General features: G+C 63.6%; 21 protein-coding genes. 3 read left to right on the plus strand and 18 right to left on the minus strand.

Translation table 11 applies throughout. The features are described from left to right. Positions 1 to 139: 139 nt before the first annotated feature. The 16 genes from mutM to RHO23_RS11905 all read right to left on the minus strand — a co-directional run bounded on the left by mutM (position 140) and on the right by RHO23_RS11905 (position 14,904). Positions 140 to 991 carry a bifunctional DNA-formamidopyrimidine glycosylase/DNA-(apurinic or apyrimidinic site) lyase gene (gene mutM, locus RHO23_RS11830; protein ID WP_064409199.1) on the minus strand — a complete coding sequence of 284 codons (852 nt, stop codon included), beginning with the start codon at positions 989 to 991 and terminating at the stop codon, positions 140 to 142. After that, complete coding sequence (rnc, locus tag RHO23_RS11835; RefSeq protein WP_070917336.1) at positions 984 to 1,694, minus strand: ribonuclease III; 711 nt, start codon at positions 1,692 to 1,694, stop codon at positions 984 to 986. Before rnc ends, mutM begins: the two co-directional genes overlap by 8 nt. Further along, on the minus strand, positions 1,691 to 2,227 hold the full coding sequence (locus RHO23_RS11840; protein WP_101312515.1) for a YceD family protein: 537 nt from the start codon (positions 2,225 to 2,227) through the stop codon (positions 1,691 to 1,693). The genes rnc and RHO23_RS11840 overlap by 4 nt, the downstream gene beginning before the upstream one ends. Positions 2,228 to 2,237: 10 nt before the next feature. Further along, on the minus strand, positions 2,238 to 2,975 hold the full coding sequence (gene sepIVA, locus RHO23_RS11845; protein ID WP_030094066.1) for a cell division protein SepIVA: 738 nt from the start codon (positions 2,973 to 2,975) through the stop codon (positions 2,238 to 2,240). A 106-nt stretch (positions 2,976 to 3,081) separates the two neighbouring features. Then, positions 3,082 to 3,567, minus strand: a complete 486-nt coding sequence (coaD, locus tag RHO23_RS11850; RefSeq protein ID WP_030094067.1) for a pantetheine-phosphate adenylyltransferase — start codon at positions 3,565 to 3,567, stop codon at positions 3,082 to 3,084. After that, positions 3,564 to 4,124 carry an HdeD family acid-resistance protein gene (locus RHO23_RS11855; RefSeq protein ID WP_423489117.1) on the minus strand — a complete coding sequence of 187 codons (561 nt, stop codon included), beginning with the start codon at positions 4,122 to 4,124 and terminating at the stop codon, positions 3,564 to 3,566. The genes coaD and RHO23_RS11855 overlap by 4 nt, the downstream gene beginning before the upstream one ends. A 74-nt stretch (positions 4,125 to 4,198) precedes the next feature. Then, positions 4,199 to 4,669, minus strand: coding sequence for a lipoprotein LpqH (locus RHO23_RS11860; protein WP_070920182.1), 471 nt, complete (start codon positions 4,667 to 4,669; stop codon positions 4,199 to 4,201). A gap of 56 nt (positions 4,670 to 4,725) precedes the next feature. Next, complete coding sequence (locus RHO23_RS11865; RefSeq protein ID WP_423489219.1) at positions 4,726 to 5,625, minus strand: DUF4253 domain-containing protein; 900 nt, start codon at positions 5,623 to 5,625, stop codon at positions 4,726 to 4,728. 61 nt (positions 5,626 to 5,686) lie between these two features. Then, positions 5,687 to 6,760 carry an oxygenase MpaB family protein gene (locus tag RHO23_RS11870; protein WP_217340510.1) on the minus strand — a complete coding sequence of 358 codons (1,074 nt, stop codon included), beginning with the start codon at positions 6,758 to 6,760 and terminating at the stop codon, positions 5,687 to 5,689. Between the two features lie 215 nt (positions 6,761 to 6,975). Beyond that, positions 6,976 to 7,509, minus strand: a complete 534-nt coding sequence (locus RHO23_RS11875) for a hypothetical protein (protein WP_423489220.1) — start codon at positions 7,507 to 7,509, stop codon at positions 6,976 to 6,978. A 40-nt stretch (positions 7,510 to 7,549) separates the two neighbouring features. Next, positions 7,550 to 8,452 (minus strand): dienelactone hydrolase family protein, encoded by a 903-nt coding sequence (locus RHO23_RS11880; protein ID WP_423489118.1) that lies wholly within the window; start codon positions 8,450 to 8,452, stop codon positions 7,550 to 7,552. 53 nt (positions 8,453 to 8,505) lie between these two features. Then, entirely contained in the window at positions 8,506 to 9,006 is a 501-nt protein-coding gene (gene rsmD, locus RHO23_RS11885; RefSeq protein WP_232783306.1) for a 16S rRNA (guanine(966)-N(2))-methyltransferase RsmD, read from the minus strand. Positions 9,007 to 9,047: 41 nt separating this feature from the next. Continuing rightward, complete coding sequence (locus tag RHO23_RS11890) at positions 9,048 to 12,434, minus strand: pyruvate carboxylase (RefSeq protein ID WP_070917331.1); 3,387 nt, start codon at positions 12,432 to 12,434, stop codon at positions 9,048 to 9,050. Between the two features lie 61 nt (positions 12,435 to 12,495). Further along, entirely contained in the window at positions 12,496 to 13,065 is a 570-nt protein-coding gene (locus RHO23_RS11895) for a vitamin K epoxide reductase family protein (protein ID WP_423489119.1), read from the minus strand. After that, positions 13,062 to 13,835, minus strand: a complete 774-nt coding sequence (locus RHO23_RS11900) for a DsbA family protein (RefSeq protein WP_064409205.1) — start codon at positions 13,833 to 13,835, stop codon at positions 13,062 to 13,064. The genes RHO23_RS11895 and RHO23_RS11900 overlap by 4 nt, the downstream gene beginning before the upstream one ends. Before the next feature lie 22 nt (positions 13,836 to 13,857). Then, complete coding sequence (locus tag RHO23_RS11905; RefSeq protein WP_057963687.1) at positions 13,858 to 14,904, minus strand: alpha/beta hydrolase; 1,047 nt, start codon at positions 14,902 to 14,904, stop codon at positions 13,858 to 13,860. A gap of 35 nt (positions 14,905 to 14,939) precedes the next feature. On the opposite strand from RHO23_RS11905, the gene RHO23_RS11910 reads away from it, so the two are divergent. Further along, positions 14,940 to 15,824 (plus strand): LLM class flavin-dependent oxidoreductase, encoded by an 885-nt coding sequence (locus RHO23_RS11910; RefSeq protein WP_423489120.1) that lies wholly within the window; start codon positions 14,940 to 14,942, stop codon positions 15,822 to 15,824. Here the strand turns inward: RHO23_RS11910 and RHO23_RS11915 are convergent. Together RHO23_RS11915 and RHO23_RS11920 are read right to left on the minus strand one after the other, a co-directional pair. Further along, positions 15,808 to 16,521 carry a cutinase family protein gene (locus tag RHO23_RS11915; RefSeq protein ID WP_030094080.1) on the minus strand — a complete coding sequence of 238 codons (714 nt, stop codon included), beginning with the start codon at positions 16,519 to 16,521 and terminating at the stop codon, positions 15,808 to 15,810. The two genes, RHO23_RS11910 and RHO23_RS11915, sit on opposite strands and share 17 nt — an antisense overlap. Before the next feature lie 184 nt (positions 16,522 to 16,705). Next, positions 16,706 to 17,332, minus strand: a complete 627-nt coding sequence (locus RHO23_RS11920) for a TetR/AcrR family transcriptional regulator (RefSeq protein ID WP_064409206.1) — start codon at positions 17,330 to 17,332, stop codon at positions 16,706 to 16,708. A gap of 58 nt (positions 17,333 to 17,390) precedes the next feature. Between RHO23_RS11920 and RHO23_RS11925 the strand changes: the two genes are divergently transcribed. Then, positions 17,391 to 17,603, plus strand: coding sequence for a ferredoxin (locus tag RHO23_RS11925; RefSeq protein ID WP_081347329.1), 213 nt, complete (start codon positions 17,391 to 17,393; stop codon positions 17,601 to 17,603). A 260-nt stretch (positions 17,604 to 17,863) separates the two neighbouring features. Beyond that, positions 17,864 to 19,162: a cytochrome P450 gene (locus RHO23_RS11930; protein ID WP_064410383.1), complete on the plus strand. Its 1,299-nt coding sequence runs from the start codon at positions 17,864 to 17,866 to the stop codon at positions 19,160 to 19,162. Positions 19,163 to 19,171 lie beyond the last annotated feature (9 nt).

Consider the following 19,171-nt stretch of genomic DNA (forward strand, 5'->3'; position numbering starts at 1 on the left):
GCGACGCACAAGGCGAAGCCCACGACGATCAGGACCAGGTACCAGAAATCAACCACGCAGGAATCATGATCCCGGCCAAGGGCACTACCTGCGTTCTTTACGCGTCCCTGACGGGCGCATCGGGCCTCTTGACGCGCTATTAACGGGGTTCAACCAGCCGTTGACAGCCCGGGCAGAAGTACGACGACCGGTTCATGAAAGCCTCCCGGCGCATGGCGCGTCCGCAGCGGCGGCATGGCTCACCCTCGCGTCCGTACGCCTCCAAAGAGCGCTCGAAGTAGCCGGATTCGCCGTTCACATTCACATAGAGATCGTCGAATGAGGTACCGCCCTGTGCGAGCGCCAGACGCATGACACCGGCCGCACTGTCGAGCACCTCGGTGAGCTTGGCACGGCTCATGCCGTCGGTGAGGCGACGTCCGTGCACCTTCGCCTGCCAGAGAGCCTCGTCGGCATAGATGTTGCCGACACCGGACACCACGGTCTGATCGAGCAGCGCCCGTTTGATCTCGGTGTGCTTACCGCGCAGCCGGGTGACCACGGCCGACGCGTCGAATCGTTCATCGAGCGGATCTCGCGCGATATGGGCGACCGGCTCCGGGAGGTCGCTGCCATCGACGGTGACGACATCGGTCACCATCCAGCCGCCAAAGGTGCGCTGATCGACGAAGCTCAACACCGATCCGTCATCGAGTGTCGCGGCAATACGCAAATGCTGCGGCCGGGAAATGGGTCCGATGAGCATCTGGCCGCTCATCCCGAGATGGACCACCAGCGCCTGTCCCTCGCCCAGCGTCAACCACAGATACTTGCCCCGGCGACCGGTACCGCTGATCTGTTGTCCGGCAAGCAGTCCCGCCAGCTCGACGGCGCCTCCGGGCTGCCTGCGCACGGCCCGGTCGTGATGCACAGACGCGGATGCGATGGTCTTCCCGACGAGATGATGGTGCAGCCCACGGCGGACCACCTCCACCTCGGGAAGCTCAGGCACTTGACCCGTTGATGCCGTTCCAAGCCTCCGAGGCCGCCCGCTGTTCGGCTTCCTTCTTGGACCGGCCGACGCCCACGCCGTGCGCGGCGTCGTTGACCATCACGGTGGCGGTGAATTCCTTGTCATGATCGGGTCCCGTCGAGGTAACCGCATATGACGGTGCGCCCCAACCCTTTTCGGCGGTCAGTTCCTGCAGGCTGGTCTTCCAGTCCAGACCGGCACCGAGCTTGGGCGCGGTCTCCAGGAGCTGGCCGAACAATCGCAGCACGACCGCGCGCGCGACCTCGAGCCCATGCTCCACGTAGACCGCACCCAGAATCGACTCCATGCCGTCGGCAAGAATGCTGGACTTGTTGCGGCCGCCCGTGTTCTCCTCGCCCTTGCCGAGAAACAGGTGCGCGCCCAAACCGTTGCCGGTCAGGCCGCGGGCCACTCCAGCGAGGGCCTGGGTATTGACGATGCTGGCACGCAGTTTCGCCAAATCACCCTCCGAGCGGTCGGGATGACTGTGGTACAGCGTCTCGGTGATCGTCAGGCCAAGCACGGCATCGCCGAGAAACTCCAGCCGCTCGTTCGTGGGCAGGCCACCGTTCTCGTACGCATAGCTGCGGTGCGTGAGCGCCAGCGTCAGCAGATCGTCGCCGACCCTTACCCCAATCGCCGCGCGCAGATCGTCGTACCGATTCTCTGGGGCAGGGCTCACTGGTCGTCACCGAAATTGGCGAGTTTGGCCCAACGCGGATCGATCTTGTCGTGGTGGTGACCGGCTTCGGCGGTCGCCATAACGATGCCGCAATCGGGGCAGAGGCCCGGGCAATCGGGCCGGCACAGCGGTGCCAATTCCAGGTCGGGCACGATGGCATCGACGATGGTCTGTTCAAGGTCGACAAGGCCGTCCACAACCCGGTGTATCTCGTCTTCCTCGGTGGTTGCCTCGGTCTCGCTATCCGGGTACGCGAAGAGCTCGGTGAGATACGCATCCGCATGGCCCGTGATCGGCTCCAGGCAGCGTGAGCATTCCCCCGCGAGGTCTCCGGCGATGGTTCCGGTGACGAGAACGCCCTCCGAAACCGCTTCGACACGTAGATCCATATCCACGTCCGCGCCCTCGGGGATCGCGATCAGGTCGTTGCCGATGCGCACCGGGCTAGCGATGGTGCGCTCGATCTCCTGCATCGACCCAGGACGCCGCCCAAGCCCGAGGGCCAGGACATCAAGAACGAAAGGTCCCGGCATGAACCCAATCTTAACGCTGCACGTAGTCGTGGGTACCAGCGCCGGTGCGCAGCTGGTGACGGCCACGGCCCACCGAGCGCAGCGTGCCGTTGAGGTAGTCCTCGAACTCGGCCAGCTTGTTGTCGACGTAGATGTCGCATTCGCCGCGCAGCCGGTCGGCTTCGGCGTGGGCCGCATCGATCAGTCGGGTGGACTCGGCGTTCGCCGCCTGCACGACTTCCGTCTGGGCCACCAGGCGCTGCTGCTCCTTGATGCCTTCCTGCACGGCCTTGTCGTAGGACGCGTTACCCGAGTCGACCAGGCGATCTGCCTCGGCCTTTGCCCGGGCAACGGTGCTCTCCTGCTCACGCTTGGCGTTGGCCAGCGTGCGGGCCGCTTCTTCACGCGCCTCACCGACGGTCTGCTCAGCGTGGTTACGCGCCTCGGCAACCATGCGATCGGCCTGCGACTTGGCGTCGGCCAGTAGCCGGTCAGCCTCGTTGCGGGCATGGCTGAGTGTCTGCTCCGCATCGGCGTTCGACTGGCCGATCACCGTCTCGTGATGCTCCTTGGCCTCACGCAGCAACGCATCGCGGGCATCCAGAACATCCTGGGCGTCATCGAGCTCGCCGGGAATGGCGTCCTTGATGTCGTCGATCAGCTCAAGGACATCGCCGCGGGGCACGACGCATCCGGCGGTCATCGGAACGCCGCGCGCTTCTTCAACAATGGCGCCCAGCTCGTCGAGCGCTTCAAATACTCGGTACACGGCTACACCCTTCACGCGAGTTTCCACTGTTACCAGTGTGCCTGGTGTGACTGCTGTGACCGTGCTAGCTGACCGGTGTGTCGGCTATTTCTGCGCGGCCTGTTTTCTATTGTGCCTGGCCACGCAGTTTCCCGAGAAGTCGTTGATGAACAGAAGGAGGCAGCAACGCCGAGACATCTCCCCCGTACGTCGCCACCTCCTTGGCAAGCGAGGACGACACGAACGAATACGCGGGGGCGGTAGCGACGAAGAAGGTGTCCACACCGGCGATGTGTTTGTTCATCTGAGCCATCTGGAGTTCGTATTCGAAGTCGGTGCCGGTGCGTAGCCCCTTGACGATCGCACCCAGACCCCGCGCTCTCACGAAGTCCACCAGCAGGCCCTGCCCCGATTCGACGCGCAGATTGGGCAGATCGGCGGTGGCCTCGCGGATCATCTCGATGCGCTCGTCGATGGTGAACATGCCCGCTTTGTTGGGGTTGATCAACACAGCGACGACGACCTCATCGAACTGCGCCGCGGCTCGTTCGAAAACATCCAGATGCCCGAGGGTTACCGGATCGAACGAGCCGGGGCAGACAGCTCCCGTCATGCGGACGATTTAGTGGCCGAGCGAATGCCGATACCGCTACCGATTTGCAGTACGCCGATCACGACGAGCCAGATACCGACGACCAGCGTGAGAGTCAAGATCGAGCTGATCGGGTACACGATGAGCACGATGCCCGCGATTGTCGAGATGATTCCGCTGAAGATCTGCCAGCCCCGTCCGGGAAGTTCCTTGTCACCGACGGCCGTGATGGTGCCCGCAATGCCCTGGGCGATCCAGCCGACACCAATCCAGATGGCCAGCAGCAGAATCGAATTCAGCTCGTCCTTGAAGCACAACACACCGAGGACGAACGAGATCACGCCGGTGAGGAACAACAGAACCCTCATCCCGGCCGACGACACCGGCAGCGTGAAGGCGAAAACGACCTGAGCAATACCGGATATCAATAGGTATGCGCCGAAAGCGTATGCGGCGACCAGCACGGTGATTTGAGGCCATATCAGCACCACGGCGCCAACGATTACCGCCAAAACTCCTGATACCACCGCTGTCTTCCAGAGGTGCTTGACGAGGTCCTGCCCGACACTTGTAGTCATAGACCTAAGGGTATTTCCTCGGCAACGGTGGCGGGGCGATTCGTGCGGTGCGTTACAGACTCACCATGATTCTGTTATCTCCTGGCTGGGCAGGTGAACTCAAGTTCGAAGGTCGCGGGTGTACTCAAACCGGCGGTGGCGGTGCCGGAAATCTTGTAGGACTGCCCGGACTTGGTCACCGTCGGCTCAGTCGCACCATGCCCCGAGTTGTACATCACCGGGTGGCCATCGATGATTCCCAGGGTCAAACTCTTCAGGGTCGGGTTATCGCCCGCTGCCAGCGTGGCGGCAATCGCATCATTCTCGCTACCGATGTTCACGAAGGTCATATCGGCTGCGGTAACGCACTCGACCCGATTCTCAACCGATCTCACGACACCGTCGACAACTACACGTGGACCGGCCGCCTGGCCACCACTTGCCGCGCTCGACGCCGGATTGCTTACCGGCGAGTCGTGTCGCAAGCCTCCGCCCGACGAACAGCCGGCAAGCCACACGACGGCCGACAACGCACCACTCACCATTACTACGCCGCCGTAACGCATGTGCGCCTCCCGTTTACCCGGCCGAAGATCCGATTCAGACTAGTGCGGCCATTGCGCTAGTCCCACCAAAACTTCCAGGTTCGCGCACCACTGATCTGGCGGGCATAGGCGCTCAAGATACCCGCGCCCTGATCGATGTTGTCGGGACAGAACCCGTAGTGCTCGTAGCCGACCGCTACCGAAAGATCGGCGCCCGGCGGCCGCGTCACTTCCACGTCGATGGCGTCGAAGTCCACGCTCGTGAGCACCGCACCGAACCGGTCTTCCCAGGACCGGAGAACCGCCGCCAGCGCGGCCTCGGAGAGGTCGTAGTTCACGCCGTGTGTCCATCCCAGGGCATTGAGCGCGTCGGCCGGACGTGCCGTGGGCACCAGAATCAGCAGCGAGCCCTGCTCCAGATGATCCGCGGTCAACGGGAGTGCACGCTGGGGCGGCTGAGTGCGCTGCTCGAGCGTGATGGGCACAACCGGTACGTCGACAGCTGCAGCATTGGCAGACGAAACCTCTTTCACAAGAAAAGATTTCGCGTCAAAGGCGTCAACATCGGCGGGCTCGACAAGGTGCCGAAGGTCTTCGGCGTCTGACCATGGCCGACGCAAATCCCCACTGAGCCCACGGGAGGCCAAGGGCCACAGCCCCGTTCGATCGAAACGGCCCGCCAACCGCAACCAGAGCGATTGGATGTCAACCACCGCGGCATTGCTCACCCACGCCAGCGAACGGCCCGCTGGGCTGATGATCAGATGCCCTTCGGGCAGCTTGATACCGTCCACGCTCCACTTGGCAGCGTTCTCCGGACGAGGCAACTGACCCGCGCGTTCGGCGTGCACGGGCACCAGAAGCTCGGCGTAGGCAGGCAGATCATGCGCGGGTTCGGGATTTCCCACAATCGCGCGTGTACTCCAGTAGGCCTGACCGAACAGATACGACAGCCCGAGCACGAGGACGGCGACGATTGCGCTCAGCGATGTCCACCCTTTTGGCCCCACCCTCGCAGATTAGCTGAGTGGCCGGGCTTCAGCTGGAGGCCACCATCCCCTTCGCCTCATCTGCTGGCGCATTTTCCAGCGCAGCGCGGCGGGCGCGATTCTCCCGGAGTGCTTGCCGCGCGGACTGCAGGGTGATGTTGCGTGGATCGATCCCTTCCCGTTCGAAGCCCCGCACGGCAATCGGCAAGTAGAAGAACTTCAGCGGAAGGACACGCTCGAGAACCGCGTAGAGCCGCCTGAACATGGCTGTAAAGCGGCGCAGCATCTCCTCGTCCTCGGGGGTCCACTCCACATTGAACAGCTCCCGCACATGGGGCGGATAACTACCGACAACGACTTGCCGCCGACCCACCAGCCAGGGCCACACAAGCTTCTTCATGACCGGCGGCCACCACCGCGGCGCCACCCGGCGCTCCATGAACTGTTCCAGCATGGCCTGAGTTACCTGCGAGTTCACCAAATAGTTGCGCTCGATGTTTCCCAGATACCGTTCGAAATCTTCGTACGTGTCCGGCTGGGAACTATCGTCGACCCCCCAAATGCTGTACCACTCCTTGGATTCCTCGAATATCTGCTCCTTTATCGCGCGCGGCATGGCCCCGCCGAAATGTAGCCGCTCGATTACCAGGAGCATGTGGTGATAAAAGAAGGTGACATGCGCGAAATAGAAGGTTTCCGCATTCAAAGCATGAAACGTGCCGTCCTGCAGTGTGCCTTTCACAGATTTGTGCATGTTACGGGTCTTCAGCCCATATTTCTTCGCATCTTCCGGAGCGTCATACACCGACCCGTAAATGTACTCGCGGGATTGCTGACGCCGTTTCTTGTATATCGCGGCGCGTGCACGGAAAGAACTGTCACCAGTGAAAAGAACGGAACCCGCGGTCCCCCTGGCCATCTGCGGCCATGCACCCGCAATAGGACCCAATACCCCGCTACCGAAATACATCACGTCAAGGCGCCCCCAATACTTCCATATCAGGGAATCGGCAGGAATCGGATGCTGACAAAGATCTTTCCGTCGCAGGCTGTTATCGCCGGTAAACTCCGTCACTCTAATGTCTTCCGGGATTACCCGCTCCGGGTCGAATGTCGTTTGCATGATTTTCTTGAATGCCTTGATGCCCCGCACCACCACGTCAAACTCCTCGCGTTAGGCAATACCCACCGTCTTGACTGTGACTCACCTCACATTAAGAAGTGATGATGCTCCCGGTACCACCCAAAATCAAGGGAGGTACGGATGGTTTCGGAGCAGACCGAATCCAGGAACGTACGGGTAATTGTTAAGCGGCTTGATTGGCAATACCTGAGCGGCTAATTTCCGGGTTGATCAACGACCGGGGCCTGATCGTCCGCGGGCGGAGTCGCGGGGCACTTGCCAGTGCCGACGGGGTGCTGGTTCTGCATCGACGCCAATGTGCTGTCCGGAATGACTCCGGCGAATCTGTCGGTCACCGACTTCAGCAGGCTGCCGGATCCGCAAATCTCGTTGAGCGGTGACACCGGACTGGTCGGTGACAGCACAGGACCATCGGTCGCCAGCGGACCGCCCGACGCTGTCAGCGGACCGTTGGCCGACAACGGACCGCTGGGAGACAACAGCGGGCCTTCGGCCGACAACGGACCGCCCGGCGCTCCCAGGCCCGCGACCGGAGCCGGGAGGCCAGCGGACAAGGCGTCGTTAGCAACTGATGGGCCGACCGGAGCCTTCGCACCTCCGGGCAGCAGGTTCGCGACAGGCGAAGACACGGACGGCTCTGGCGCAGGCGGTGCCGGCGCGTCTCCGTCGTCGGCCAGCGCGACAGCGGCGGCGGCGATCGATATCGCACCGGATGCCACCGCCACCACTACCGCTCTACACCACATGGTGAGCAAGACTAAGCGCCCATCAGCCAATGTGCTGACCGAACCAGGTGGTCAGACGCTGCCAGGCATCTGCCGCCGCGGCGGGGTTGTAGCGGGGGCCGCTGTCGTTGAAGAAGGCATGGTCCGCACCGGGCTCGACGACGATGTCGTGAACCAGCTCTGCCCGCTGCAACGCCGCCGCGGCCTCATCCTTCGACGAGGTGACCCGCTTGTCGAGTTCACCGTAAAACGCGAGGACCGCCGCTTTGGACCGCGAAAAGTCCGGGTTGTCCGGAAGCGGTCCGTAGAACGGGGCGGCCGCGGCCAGCCGTGGCTCCCCCGCTGCCAGCAGCTGCCACACCAGGCCGCCGCCGAAGCAGAATCCGGCCACACCGGCGGGTTTGTCGGGAACCCGGCGCAGAATCTCGTCCACACCGGACTTCAGGTCCGCGACGAAGCGCTCCGTGGGAACCTTGCCCAGCGCCGCCGTTGCCTCGGCCGGGTCCGTGAACGTCGACGTACCGCCCTCCTCCGACAACAGGTCGATCGCCAGGGACGAATAGCCCACGCCCGCAAGACGTCCCGCGACCGAACCAACCCAGTCGTTGAGGCCCTTGTTCTCGTGAATCACCAGTACCGAGCCACGCGGCTGCGCCGCCGGTGCCCACGCCCCCTGCAGCGTGCCGTTGGGTCCGCTCCAGGTGATCGGCTCGGTGGCCACCACCTTGTCCGCACCGGGCGGCGGCGACGTGGCGACCGGCGTCGCGGTGGTGGCGGAAGTGTTGTCCGGTTTGTTCTCGCTACCGCAGGCCGCGATCAGCGCACTGGCAGCGGTGGCACCGACGCCCAGGAGCGCCAGCCGTCGGATGGCCTCCCGCCGCGTCAGCAGTCCCTCGACATGGTCCGTGGCGATCTCCTCGGCGATGTATCGCTGCAGCGGGGTCATGGCCAGAAGTGTGCGCCCGATAGGTAAACGTGCGCTGTGGATTACCTGGACAGTTACAGAGATCCCAGCTCGAGCCGTGTGCCCCCGTACTTGCGTGAGGACACCTCCCAGCCGTCCGGCCACACCGCTTCGGGCCCCGAGGCGTCGCGCTCGAGCACCACGAGGGCATCGTCGCTCACCCAGTGATCCGTCAGGCGTGACAACAGAGCCGAAACCTCCTCGGCAGAAACCGAATACGGCGGATCGGCGAGAACCAGATCGTAGGCGCGGCCAGGTGATGTCGACAGGAACGTTGATACCGCAGCCTGCCGCAGCTCGGTACCGGGCAGGTTCACCGCCGCGATATTGGCCGAGATCACCTTCGACGCGGCGGCGTTCGACTCCACGAACGTCACATGTTCGGCACCGCGCGACAGCGCCTCCAGGCCCAGCGCACCGGAGCCCGCGAACAGATCAAGGACCGCGATTCCGTCGAAGTCCAGGCGCGCCTCCAGCATGCTGAACAGCGCCTCCCGTACCCGATCCGTCGTGGGCCGGGTTCCCTTCGGCGGCACCGCGATCCGGCGTCCGCCCGCGGCACCGGCGATGATCCGGGTCAGCTGATCACCACCAGCAGGTCCCCACCCTCGACCTGAGAGGTCTCGGTCAGCGCCACCCGCGCAACGGTTCCCGCCTTGGGCGCGGTGATGGAGGCCTCCATCTTCATGGCCTCGATCGTGCCGATGGTCTCGCCTGCCGCGACCTCCTGGCCCGACACCACGTTGAGAGTCACCACACCCGCGAAGGGCGCAGGCACATGGTCTGCATTGGACCGATCGGCCTTCTCCGCACTAGCTACCGCGCTGTCGATGCTCCGGTCGCGCACCTGCACGGGACGTAGCTGACCGTTGAGGATGCACATGACGGTGCGCATACCGCGCTCGTCGGCATCCGAAATCGCCTCGATGCCTATCAGCAGCTCGACGCCCTTCTCAAGCTTGACGCGGTGCTCCTCGCCGTACCGCAGGCCGTAGAAGAACTGGTTCGCCGAAAGCCGCGACGTGTCGCCGTACTGCTCGCGGTGGGCCAGGAACTCCTTGGTCGGACCGGGGAACAGCAGGCGATTCAACGCCGCCCGCCGGGTCGCGCTGTCACCATCGAGCGCAGCCTCGTCATCGGCCGTGAGCTCAACCTCCGCGCGAGCCGCACCGCGACCTTCGAGCGCACGTGTCCGGAACGGCTCGGGCCAGCCACCCGGCGGATCGCCGAGTTCGCCGCGCAGGAACCCGATGACCGACTCGGGAATATCGAAACGACCAGGATCCGAAGCGAATTCATCAGCACTCACGCCGGTACCCACCAACGCCAGCGCCAGGTCGCCGACCACCTTCGAGGACGGGGTCACCTTGACCAGACGCCCGAGCATCCGGTCGGCGGCGGCGTATCGTGCCTCGATCTCCTCGAACTGGTCGCCCAGCCCCAGGGCGATGGCCTGCTGGCGCAGGTTCGAGAGCTGCCCACCGGGAATCTCGTGCGTGTACACCCGTCCGGTCGGCGAAGGGAGCCCTGATTCGAAGGGGGCGTAGACCTTTCGCAACGCCTCCCAATACGGTTCCAGATCACACACCGCGGTCAGGGACACTCCGGTGTCGTACTCGCTGTGCGCGGCCGCAGCCACGATCGCCGACAACGACGGCTGGCTGGTGGTTCCGGCCATGGGCGCCGCCGCGCCGTCCACCGCATCGGCGCCCGCCTGCCATGCCGCCAGATAGGTGGCCAGCTGCCCACCCGCGGTGTCATGCGTGTGCACATGCACCGGCAGGTCGAACCGCGACCGCAGCGCCGTCACCAGGGTGGCGGCCGCGGGCGGACGCAGCAGGCCCGCCATGTCCTTGATCGCGAGCACATGCGCGCCCGCGTCGACGATCTGCTCGGCGAGCTTGAGGTAGTAGTCCAGTGTGTAGAGGTTTTCACCGGGGTTTGACAGGTCACCGGTGTAACACATGGCCACCTCGGCGATCGAGCCGCCGACCTCGCGCACGGCGTCGATCGCCGGGCGCATGGCCTCGATGTTGTTGAGCGCATCGAAGATTCGGTAGATGTCGACGCCGGTGGCAGTCGCCTCACGAATGAAGGCCTTGGTCACGGTCTCCGGATACGGCGTGTACCCCACGGTGTTCCGGCCGCGCAACAACATCTGCAGGCAGATGTTGGGGACGGCCTCACGCAGTTCAGCAAGCCGCTCCCACGGATCCTCCTTCAAGAAGCGAAGCGCCACATCGTAAGTCGCGCCACCCCAGGCCTCAATCGAAAGTAGCTCGGGGGTAAGCCGCGCCACGTACGGCGCGACCGCCAGCAGACCGGTGGTGCGCACCCGGGTGGCCAGCAGCGACTGATGCGCGTCACGGAAGGTGGTGTCGGTCAGACCAACCGCCTTCTGCTCCCGCAGCGCCTTCGCGAACCCCTCGGGCCCCAGGGCCAACAGCCGCTGGCGCGACCCGTCCGGTGGCGGCACCGACAGATCGATCGCCGGCAACTTGTCATGCGGATACACCTTCGAGGGCTTGGCCCCATGAGGCTTGTTGACGGTGATATCGGCCAGGTAATTCAGGATCTTCGTGCCGCGGTCGGCCGAGGATCGGGCCGTCAGCAGCTGCGGGCGCTCCTCGATGAATGAGGTGGTGACATGCCCCGCCCGGAAGTCCGGATCGTCGAGAACTGCCTGCAGGAACGGGATATTCGTGGCGACACCGCGGATGCGGAATTCCGCGACGGCGCGACGCGCACGTGCCACCGCAGTCTGAAAGTCCCGCCCACGGCAGGTCAGCTTCACCAGCATCGAATCGAAGTGCGCGCCTACCTCGGCGCCAAGCGTTGTGCCACCGTCGAGGCGGATACCCGCACCGCCCGGGCTGCGGTAGGCCGTGATGCGGCCGGTGTCGGGACGGAAACCGTTGGCCGGGTCCTCGGTGGTGATGCGGCACTGCAGGGCGAATCCCCGTGGCGCCGGCAATGTCTCCTGGTGCAGACCAAGATCGTCGAGGGTCTCGCCGGAGGCGATGCGCAGCTGGCTCGCCACCAGGTCCACATCGGTGATCTCCTCGGTCACCGTGTGCTCCACCTGAATCCGGGGATTCATCTCGATGAAGACGTGACGACCACGCTCATCGAGCAGGAACTCGACGGTGCCTGCGCAGCTGTACCCAATGTGTCGCGCGAAAGCGACCGCGTCCGAACAGATCTTCTCGCGCAGCTCTGCGGGCAGGTTGGGCGCGGGTGCCAGCTCGATGACCTTCTGGTGACGCCGCTGCACACTACAGTCGCGCTCGTAGAGGTGGATGACATTGCCCGCGGTGTCCGCGAGGATCTGCACCTCGATATGCCGGGGATTGATGACGGCCTGCTCCAGGAACACCGTCGGGTCTCCGAAGGCCGACTCCGCCTCCCGGCTGGCCGCCTCGATCGCCTCACGCAGCTGCTCGCGTTCGGCGACCCGGCGCATGCCTCGGCCACCGCCACCGGCGACCGCTTTGACGAACACCGGGAATTCCATCGACTCGGAGGCCGTCAGCAGCTCGTCGACCGAGGCCGAGGGTTCTGAAGAGGACAGCACCGGCAGACCGGCCTCCCGCGCGGCCGCGATCGCCCGGGCCTTGTTACCCGTCAGCTCCAGCACGTCCGCGGGCGGTCCAACGAAGGTGATACCCGCCTTGGCGCACGCCGCGGCCAGATCGGGATTCTCGGAGAGGAAACCGTAACCGGGGTAGATCGCGTCGGCGCCGGCATTCTTGGCGGCCTTGACCACTTCGGAAACCGACAGATAGGCGCGGACCGGATGGCCCTTCTCACCGATCTGATAGGCCTCATCGGCCTTCAGCCGATGACCCGAGTTGCGGTCTTCATATGGGTAGACAGCGACGGTTTCGGCACCTAGTTCGTAGGCTGCACGAAATGCCCGGATCGCAATCTCACCGCGGTTGGCGACAAGAACCTTCGAGAACATAGTCACAGACCGTACCGTGAGGATTCAGCGAACGCGCGTCCGCTGAACTTCACAAATCGGTTCAGACGAGTGTGATCCAGTAATCCCAGAATCGCTCGAGGATCGCCAGGATCACCGCGGCGAACCAGAACGCCACCAGCGACCATCGCCACTGATGCAGAATTCTAACCCAGCGCTGAGATCCCAAGGGCCGCAAGGCAATCGAAGTACTCACGACAAACAGCGGAATCGTCACCGACCAGACCACCATGCAGTACGGGCACAACGCGCCGATCCGGTACAGGCTCTGGAATATCAACCAGTGGACGAAGACCGCCCCGAGTAACGAGCCGATGGCCAGACCGCCCCAGTACCAGCGCGGCAGCTCCACCTTGGCGACCGACAGGACTCCCGTCACCAGCACCACCGTGAACGCCACGATGCCGATGAGCGAGTTGGGGAAGCCGAAGGCCGAGGCCTGTTCGGTCGTCATCACCGAACCACAGGAAATGATCGGATTCAGGCTGCAGGACGGGACGTACGTCGGATCGATGAGGATCTCGATCTTCTCAACGGTCAGCGCCAGCGCGGCGGCCAGTCCGGCCACCCCGGCGACAAGGACGTACCAGGCGGTCGCGGGACGAAGGGTCACGGCAGGCCCGGAACGGGTCCGGTGATGTCCGTGACGGCCTTGATCAGGTCAGCGGGGGTCGTGCCCTTCCCGATTTCCCAGTCCTTGCCGTTGATCCGAATGGTGGGGGTGGCCTGGATGTTGAGCTTCGGGCCCAGTTCCTTGACCATGTTGATGTACTTCTTGTCCTTGATGCACTTGGAGACCGAGTCCGACGCACCCACGCTCTTGGCGAGGTCGGTCAGCCACTTGTCGTCGTGCCAGGTCTTGGCGTTGACCTCATCGGGCTGATTGTTCGGGTCATAGAGCGCTGAGTGGAACTTGAGGAACAGCTCCGGGGACTGGTCAGCCACGCAGTAGGCCGCCGCCGACGCCCGCGACGAGTAGTCGCGCTTGAGCCGGGGCACGTCCAGGATCCCGACCATGTCGTAGTCCGCGCGCACCGCACCGGTGTCGATGAGCTTCTTGACGGTAGGCCCGAACTCCTGCTCGAACATGGCGCAGGCCGGGCAGATCGGATCCTCGATCAGGGTCAGGACCACCTTGGGCTCGGTGGTTCCCTCTTTGGTGACGAGCTTGGCGGGGCCGGGGGTGACCACCTCGACTGCCTTCACCTCACCCGCGGGCGGAGCGGGCGGACCCGGGTCCTTCTTGTTCTTGACGACGATGAAACCGACCAGCCCCGCGGCGAACAGCACGACGATCGCCGTGAGTGCGATTTGAATCAGCTGGCTTCGGCGCTGCTCCGCCTTCTTGAGGTCGTAGCTAGGAGGTTGCTTCGGTTTGGCCACGCGAACAGCCTACCGGGCAGAATTAGCGAGACAGGTGTGCGCGCAAGGCCGACGTCAGCTCGTCCACCGCAGCCGCAGGCGCGCCGCGCAGCCGGGCCATGTTGTAGAAACCGTGTATCAGCGAACCCTGTACCCGCAGGTCCACCGGCACTCCGGCGGCCCGAAGCTTCGCCGCGTACTCGTTGCCCTCATCGCGCAATGGGTCGAAGCCCGCCGTCGTGATGAGCGCCGGGGGCAGTCCGGAAAGGTCAGCGGCCAGAATCGGTGACACTTGGGGGTCGGTCTTCTCGACGTCGGACCCGTCCAGATAGTGACCTTCGAACATGTCCATGGCCGCCTTGGTGAGGAAGAAGCCCTCGGCGAAGAGATCGCGTGATGGCCTGCGCACGGTGAAGTCGACGGCTGGATAGATCAGGAATTGCAGCAGCGGCAGTTGCGCCCCGGTGTCGCGTGCCTGTTGCGAAACGACGGCGGCCAGGTTGCCGCCGGCGCTGTCGCCGCCCACCGCGACCCTGTCCGGGGTGGCACCGAGCTCATTGGCATGTTCGACAGCCCACAGATAGGCCGCCAGGCAGTCCTGGGCCGCCGCGGGTGCCGGATGTTCGGGAGCCAGCCGATAGTCCACTGACAGCACCGAGACGCCCGCGTCGCGGCAGGTCTGCCGGCACGCCTGGTCGTGTGTCTCCAGGTCGCCGATCACCCAGCCGCCGCCGTGGAAGAACACCAGCACCGCACCCGTGTCTTCGACAACCGGCCGGTAATGGCGGACCGGGATAGGCCCGGCCGGGCCCGGAATGGAGAAGTTGCGCACCTGCCCGACGGGGGTGCTGAAGGACAGCAAGGCCGACTGCTTACGGATGTTGGCGCGACTGTCTTCGACGTCCTCGCCCTTGGTGATCTCCCCCTCTCCCAGCAACGCCATACCGCGCAGCAGCAGCTGGGTCGACGGGTCGAGAATGTTGCCGTCGATGATCACCTGGCGGCCTGCTGCCGCCCTTCGAACGGGGATCGGGATATGCGGTGTCGCGGCGGTGCTGACACGCAGGGCGAGGTCACGTAACAGGCTCACGACGTAACCGTAGCGAGTGCTCCTAGGCTGCCGGTATGGATATCGGCATTGCCCTGCCCTTTATGTGCCGGGAGTACACCCGTGAGTCGACGATCACCTGGGCGCGCCTCGCCGACGAGGGGCCGTTCTCCACGATTTCCTCGGGTGAACGAATCTCGTATCACAACCAAGACATGTGGGTGACACTCGCGGGTGCGGCGGCGGTCACCGAGCGAATCCGGATACTCGCGAATGTGTCTGTGCTGCCGGCATATCCGGTGCCGCTGGTCGCCAAACAGGCGGCGACGCTGGATGTGTTGTCCGCCGGCAGGTTCACCCTGGGAGTCGGGGTCGGTGGCCGCGAACACGATTACCGCTCGCTGGACGCATCCTTTGACCGACGCCACCAGCGCCTCGATGACCAGGTGGCCGAGCTGCGGCGGCTGTGGCGGGGTGAGCCCCCGTTCGAGGGTGCCGACCCGGTGGGACCCGCACCCGTTCAACCCGGTGGTCCACCCATCGTCGCCGCCGCGATCGGCCCGAAATCATTGGCCCGCGCGGCACAATGGGCCGACGGCATCACCGGGTTCAGTGTCTCCGGCTCGCCGGCAGAGCTTGCTTACTCGGCAGGAGCGGCGCGCACGGCATGGCAGGAAGCCGGACACGCCGAACCGCCGCTGCTCTCAAGTGGCTGCTTCTACACGCTGGGCATCCCCGACGCTGAGTCCGAACTCAAACAGTTCACCAGTGACTACCTGGCCATCTTCGGACCGCAGATCGCCGAGAATGTTCCGAAAACGTTGACCAATTTCGACGCCGACGCATTGAACCGCACCCTCGACGGAGCACACGAGGCCGGGCTCGACGAATTCATCCTGGTGCCGGGGGCATCCGATATCGCCGTGATCGAGGCGACGATCGAACTCATCGAGAAGCGCTAGCCGACTCCGCCGTCGAGGCGATCTGCCGGGCTGCGAAGTCGGCAGCCTGGTTAGTCATCCCATTGTCTCCGTACGAACCGTGGGCGGCGTTGTCGCTGCCGTCCGCGGAGCAGATCGGGTCCTCGGGGACGCACATGTCGACCGTTTTGTCCGCGTACAGGTGCCCGATGTTGATCGGCGGAGCCGTGTTGTCGATGCGCTGCAGGAATCCCGTGGAGGGCTTACCAAACAGCGCTACCGCCGCGACGTGGTCGGCGACCTCGGGCGGCATCGGCCCGGTGATCCCCTCCGGCAGCTCGAACCCCGGGGGCACCGCGTCGGCCGTGGTGTAGGCGACAACCGCAGCACCCTGCGAGAATCCGCCCATCACGATCTTGGTGTTGGGGCACCGCGCGGCAACATCTTTGACCCGGTTACTCGCGTCGATCACACCGTCGGCCGCAGTGGCAAAGGCCAGGGAGGCCGGGTACTCGACGGGATAGACCTCCACCGACTTGCCCTTGGTCCGCGCCCGCAGCGCGGACACGAATGCCTCTCCCGTTCCACCGACACCCGGCGGCTCAAAAGTGCCTCGCGCGAAGACGATCTCAACGTCGGGACACGCAGCAGCTGCCGCGGACGGCATACCGACGGGCGAACCAATCAGGGCGCACATGACCACAACGGCAAGTAACCAGCCCCACCGAACTCTCTTCATTAACGACCACCACCTGTTCGGGCTTCAGTCCCTGTCTACCACAGATTCAACGGTTGTGGACAGGTCTGCGCTGCCTCACGGATGGCCTTGGCCGAACGCTCATCGATCGAAAGATGTTATCCACGAACCACTTCCGCAATGAACGACCGAGGCAGGACACGCCAAGAGAAGGGCAGCGCTCGTGCTAATCCGTCACCACACGCGCCGCTGCCAACACCGGCAGGAAGTATGTGACGGCGAGATTCCTTGCCTCCTCGTCTGTGTCCGCACGAAGGACCTTCGACGGAGCCAACAGCAGAGTCGCGGTAATTCGCATGATCAGCTCGGCAGCCTGCTTGGCACCCTCTTCCGGATACCCGTCCCCCATCAACCGCATGACAAGAACGGAAAGTGCCAGCTGGTAATTGCCGTGTTCGGTCTCGAACAGTCTCATCGACATCGATTCGGCCTCGTACTCCTTGAGCGCCGCAACCACCGGGTTCACCCGGCATTCACGCATTCCGGTAACGAACACCTCAACAACCTGGTCTTCAACCTTGTCACCCGGATCCAATAACGGCGCCAACGTGAGAAAGAACTGGAGCACCTCCCGGCCGACGACCGCGGACACCATGTCGTCCTTATCGCCGCATCGGCGGTTCAGAGTCTGTCGAGAAACCTTGGCCCGCTTGGCTATATCTGCCACCGCTGCCCGACGGAACCCGTGCGCGACGAACTCTGCACGTGCAGCATCAAGCAGCCGCTCACGCTCCTGATCCTCTGGGGCGGCCTGCCCCGAAGACCACTGCGTCCACATTGCGCCTAGATCCACGACCGATCATGTTACCTCTTGACGTAGAGACACTGTTACATCTACAGTCCAATGTCTCATGAGTGGACAAGCCTTCTCCGTAACCGTCGACGGGGACATCTGTATGGGGGCCGGCTATTGCTACGGCTCCTATCCGCAGCTGTTCACCGAAAACGCAGATGGCACGAGCCTCCCGCGGGACACAACCAGCACCGGATCGCTTACAGACGCATCGAAAGCCAGCCAGATCTGCCCCTCAGGGGCAATCGAAATCCACCGCGGAAAGGACTGATGTTGACCGCTACTGCGGCCCAGTGCCCGGAACATCGTCATAGCAGCGATGCAGAAGCAGACGAAGTTCGACCTCCATCGGTCACACCACCCCTGTGGGCCACCGGACGCCGCGCCGTGATCGCGTCGCTGAAGGACGATCCATTCTGGCCGACCCGCAAGCCGCTGCGCGCGTCCTTCAGTCTGGTCACTGGGTGGGGCCGCGACAGACCGATTCCACCCGGCCCAATCGGACTTCCCTTCATCGGCTCTGCAATTCCCATGGCGCGCAACCCATACAAGTACCTGCAGGACTGCCATCGCAGATACGGGGACATCTACCGGGTACCACTGCCGATACATCCGCTGGTCCTCGCCAACCACCCTGACCTGGTGAGCGAGTTCATGGAGAACACCGAGCTCAAATACAGCATGTCGGCCCCACTCCAGGGTCGGCGGCTTCAAAAAGCCGTAAGGACTGTCGGCTGCCCAGTTCAAGTCCTCGAAGGCCAAGCGCTTCGTGATAGGCGCAAAAAGCTCATGCCCATGTTCGGCAAAAAACATCTCTCAGTCGTCTCGGACAAGTTCGTCGAGGTGTTCACGGACCGCATCGACCGATGGCTTGCGGTTGCCGGCACCGGCCGGGAGGTGAATCTTCAGGCAGAGTTGCCGAAGATCGTGCTCCCGGCATTCATGTACGCCATGTTCTCGACGAGACTTTCCGATGATGAAGTGCTGCATGCTGACACGGCGACTCGATCCGTTATGCGTGCCATCGCGTCTGGACTATTTCTGGCAACTCCGCCAAACATTCTTCCGTCGCTCAGCAAGGAAAATCTGACGGTCTCCGGGGTTCATCTCATGCGGACCGTTCGTCGAATGATCCGCGATCGACGTGCCAATCCAACCGATGATGCAGACCTGCTTAACATCTTGCTCGCGGCACGCAACCACAGCAACGAACCGCTCACTGAGGTCGATGTGTACTCGGAGATCATGTCCGCGATTGGCGGCGGTTACGAGACGATAGTCGCGTCGATGTCCTGGACGCTAGCCCTACTGCTGCAACATCCGGAACATCTGGAACGTCTCTACGACGAGATCACCGTTCTTAACGGCAACATGCCAACTCCCGAAGACCTACCAAAATTACCTTGGGCGCGAGCATGTTTCGATGAAGGTCAGCGGCTTCAGGGTTCGCCGATCAACCCGAGGTACGCAATGGAGGACACTATTCTTGGCGGCTACCCCATCCCCAAATACACATTGGTCGCAAGCTCGCTGTACGTGGTTCACCGAGATCCCCGGTGGTGGGGCGAGCACGCTGAAACATATGACCCGATGCAGTTCTTCGATCAGAGTCGAGTAAACGCACGTCCGCGCCTGGCATTCCAGGCCTTCGGCGCCGGGCCGCACCACTGCATGGGGACCGGGATGGCCTACATGATGGCTCAATACCTGTTGGCCATCATCTTTCAGCGTTATCGCCTGCACCTGCGGCCAGGGTGGCAACCACAACAACTCTTCAGCCTGTCGACATTGGTCAAGGGCGGCGTGCCCGCCACCATCACCAAGGCATAAGAAAGGAAT

It is taken from the genome of Mycobacteroides sp. PCS013 (assembly GCF_049532645.1).
Taxonomy (GTDB): domain Bacteria; phylum Actinomycetota; class Actinomycetes; order Mycobacteriales; family Mycobacteriaceae; genus Mycobacterium; species Mycobacterium gwanakae.

Coding starts and splice junctions, on each gene's coding strand:
- RHO23_RS11840 (WP_101312515.1), bottom strand. CDS start 2,227: ATGCCGGGACCTTTCGTTCTTGATGTCCTGGCCCTCGGGCTTGGGCGG.
- coaD (WP_030094067.1), bottom strand. CDS start 3,567: ATGACGGGAGCTGTCTGCCCCGGCTCGTTCGATCCGGTAACCCTCGGG.
- RHO23_RS11855 (WP_423489117.1), bottom strand. CDS start 4,124: ATGACTACAAGTGTCGGGCAGGACCTCGTCAAGCACCTCTGGAAGACA.
- RHO23_RS11860 (WP_070920182.1), bottom strand. CDS start 4,669: ATGCGTTACGGCGGCGTAGTAATGGTGAGTGGTGCGTTGTCGGCCGTC.
- RHO23_RS11870 (WP_217340510.1), bottom strand. CDS start 6,760: ATGCAAACGACATTCGACCCGGAGCGGGTAATCCCGGAAGACATTAGA.
- RHO23_RS11880 (WP_423489118.1), bottom strand. CDS start 8,452: ATGACCCCGCTGCAGCGATACATCGCCGAGGAGATCGCCACGGACCAT.
- RHO23_RS11890 (WP_070917331.1), bottom strand. CDS start 12,434: ATGTTCTCGAAGGTTCTTGTCGCCAACCGCGGTGAGATTGCGATCCGG.
- RHO23_RS11910 (WP_423489120.1), top strand. CDS start 14,940: ATGGATATCGGCATTGCCCTGCCCTTTATGTGCCGGGAGTACACCCGT.
- RHO23_RS11915 (WP_030094080.1), bottom strand. CDS start 16,521: ATGAAGAGAGTTCGGTGGGGCTGGTTACTTGCCGTTGTGGTCATGTGC.
- RHO23_RS11925 (WP_081347329.1), top strand. CDS start 17,391: ATGAGTGGACAAGCCTTCTCCGTAACCGTCGACGGGGACATCTGTATG.
- RHO23_RS11930 (WP_064410383.1), top strand. CDS start 17,864: ATGGCGCGCAACCCATACAAGTACCTGCAGGACTGCCATCGCAGATAC.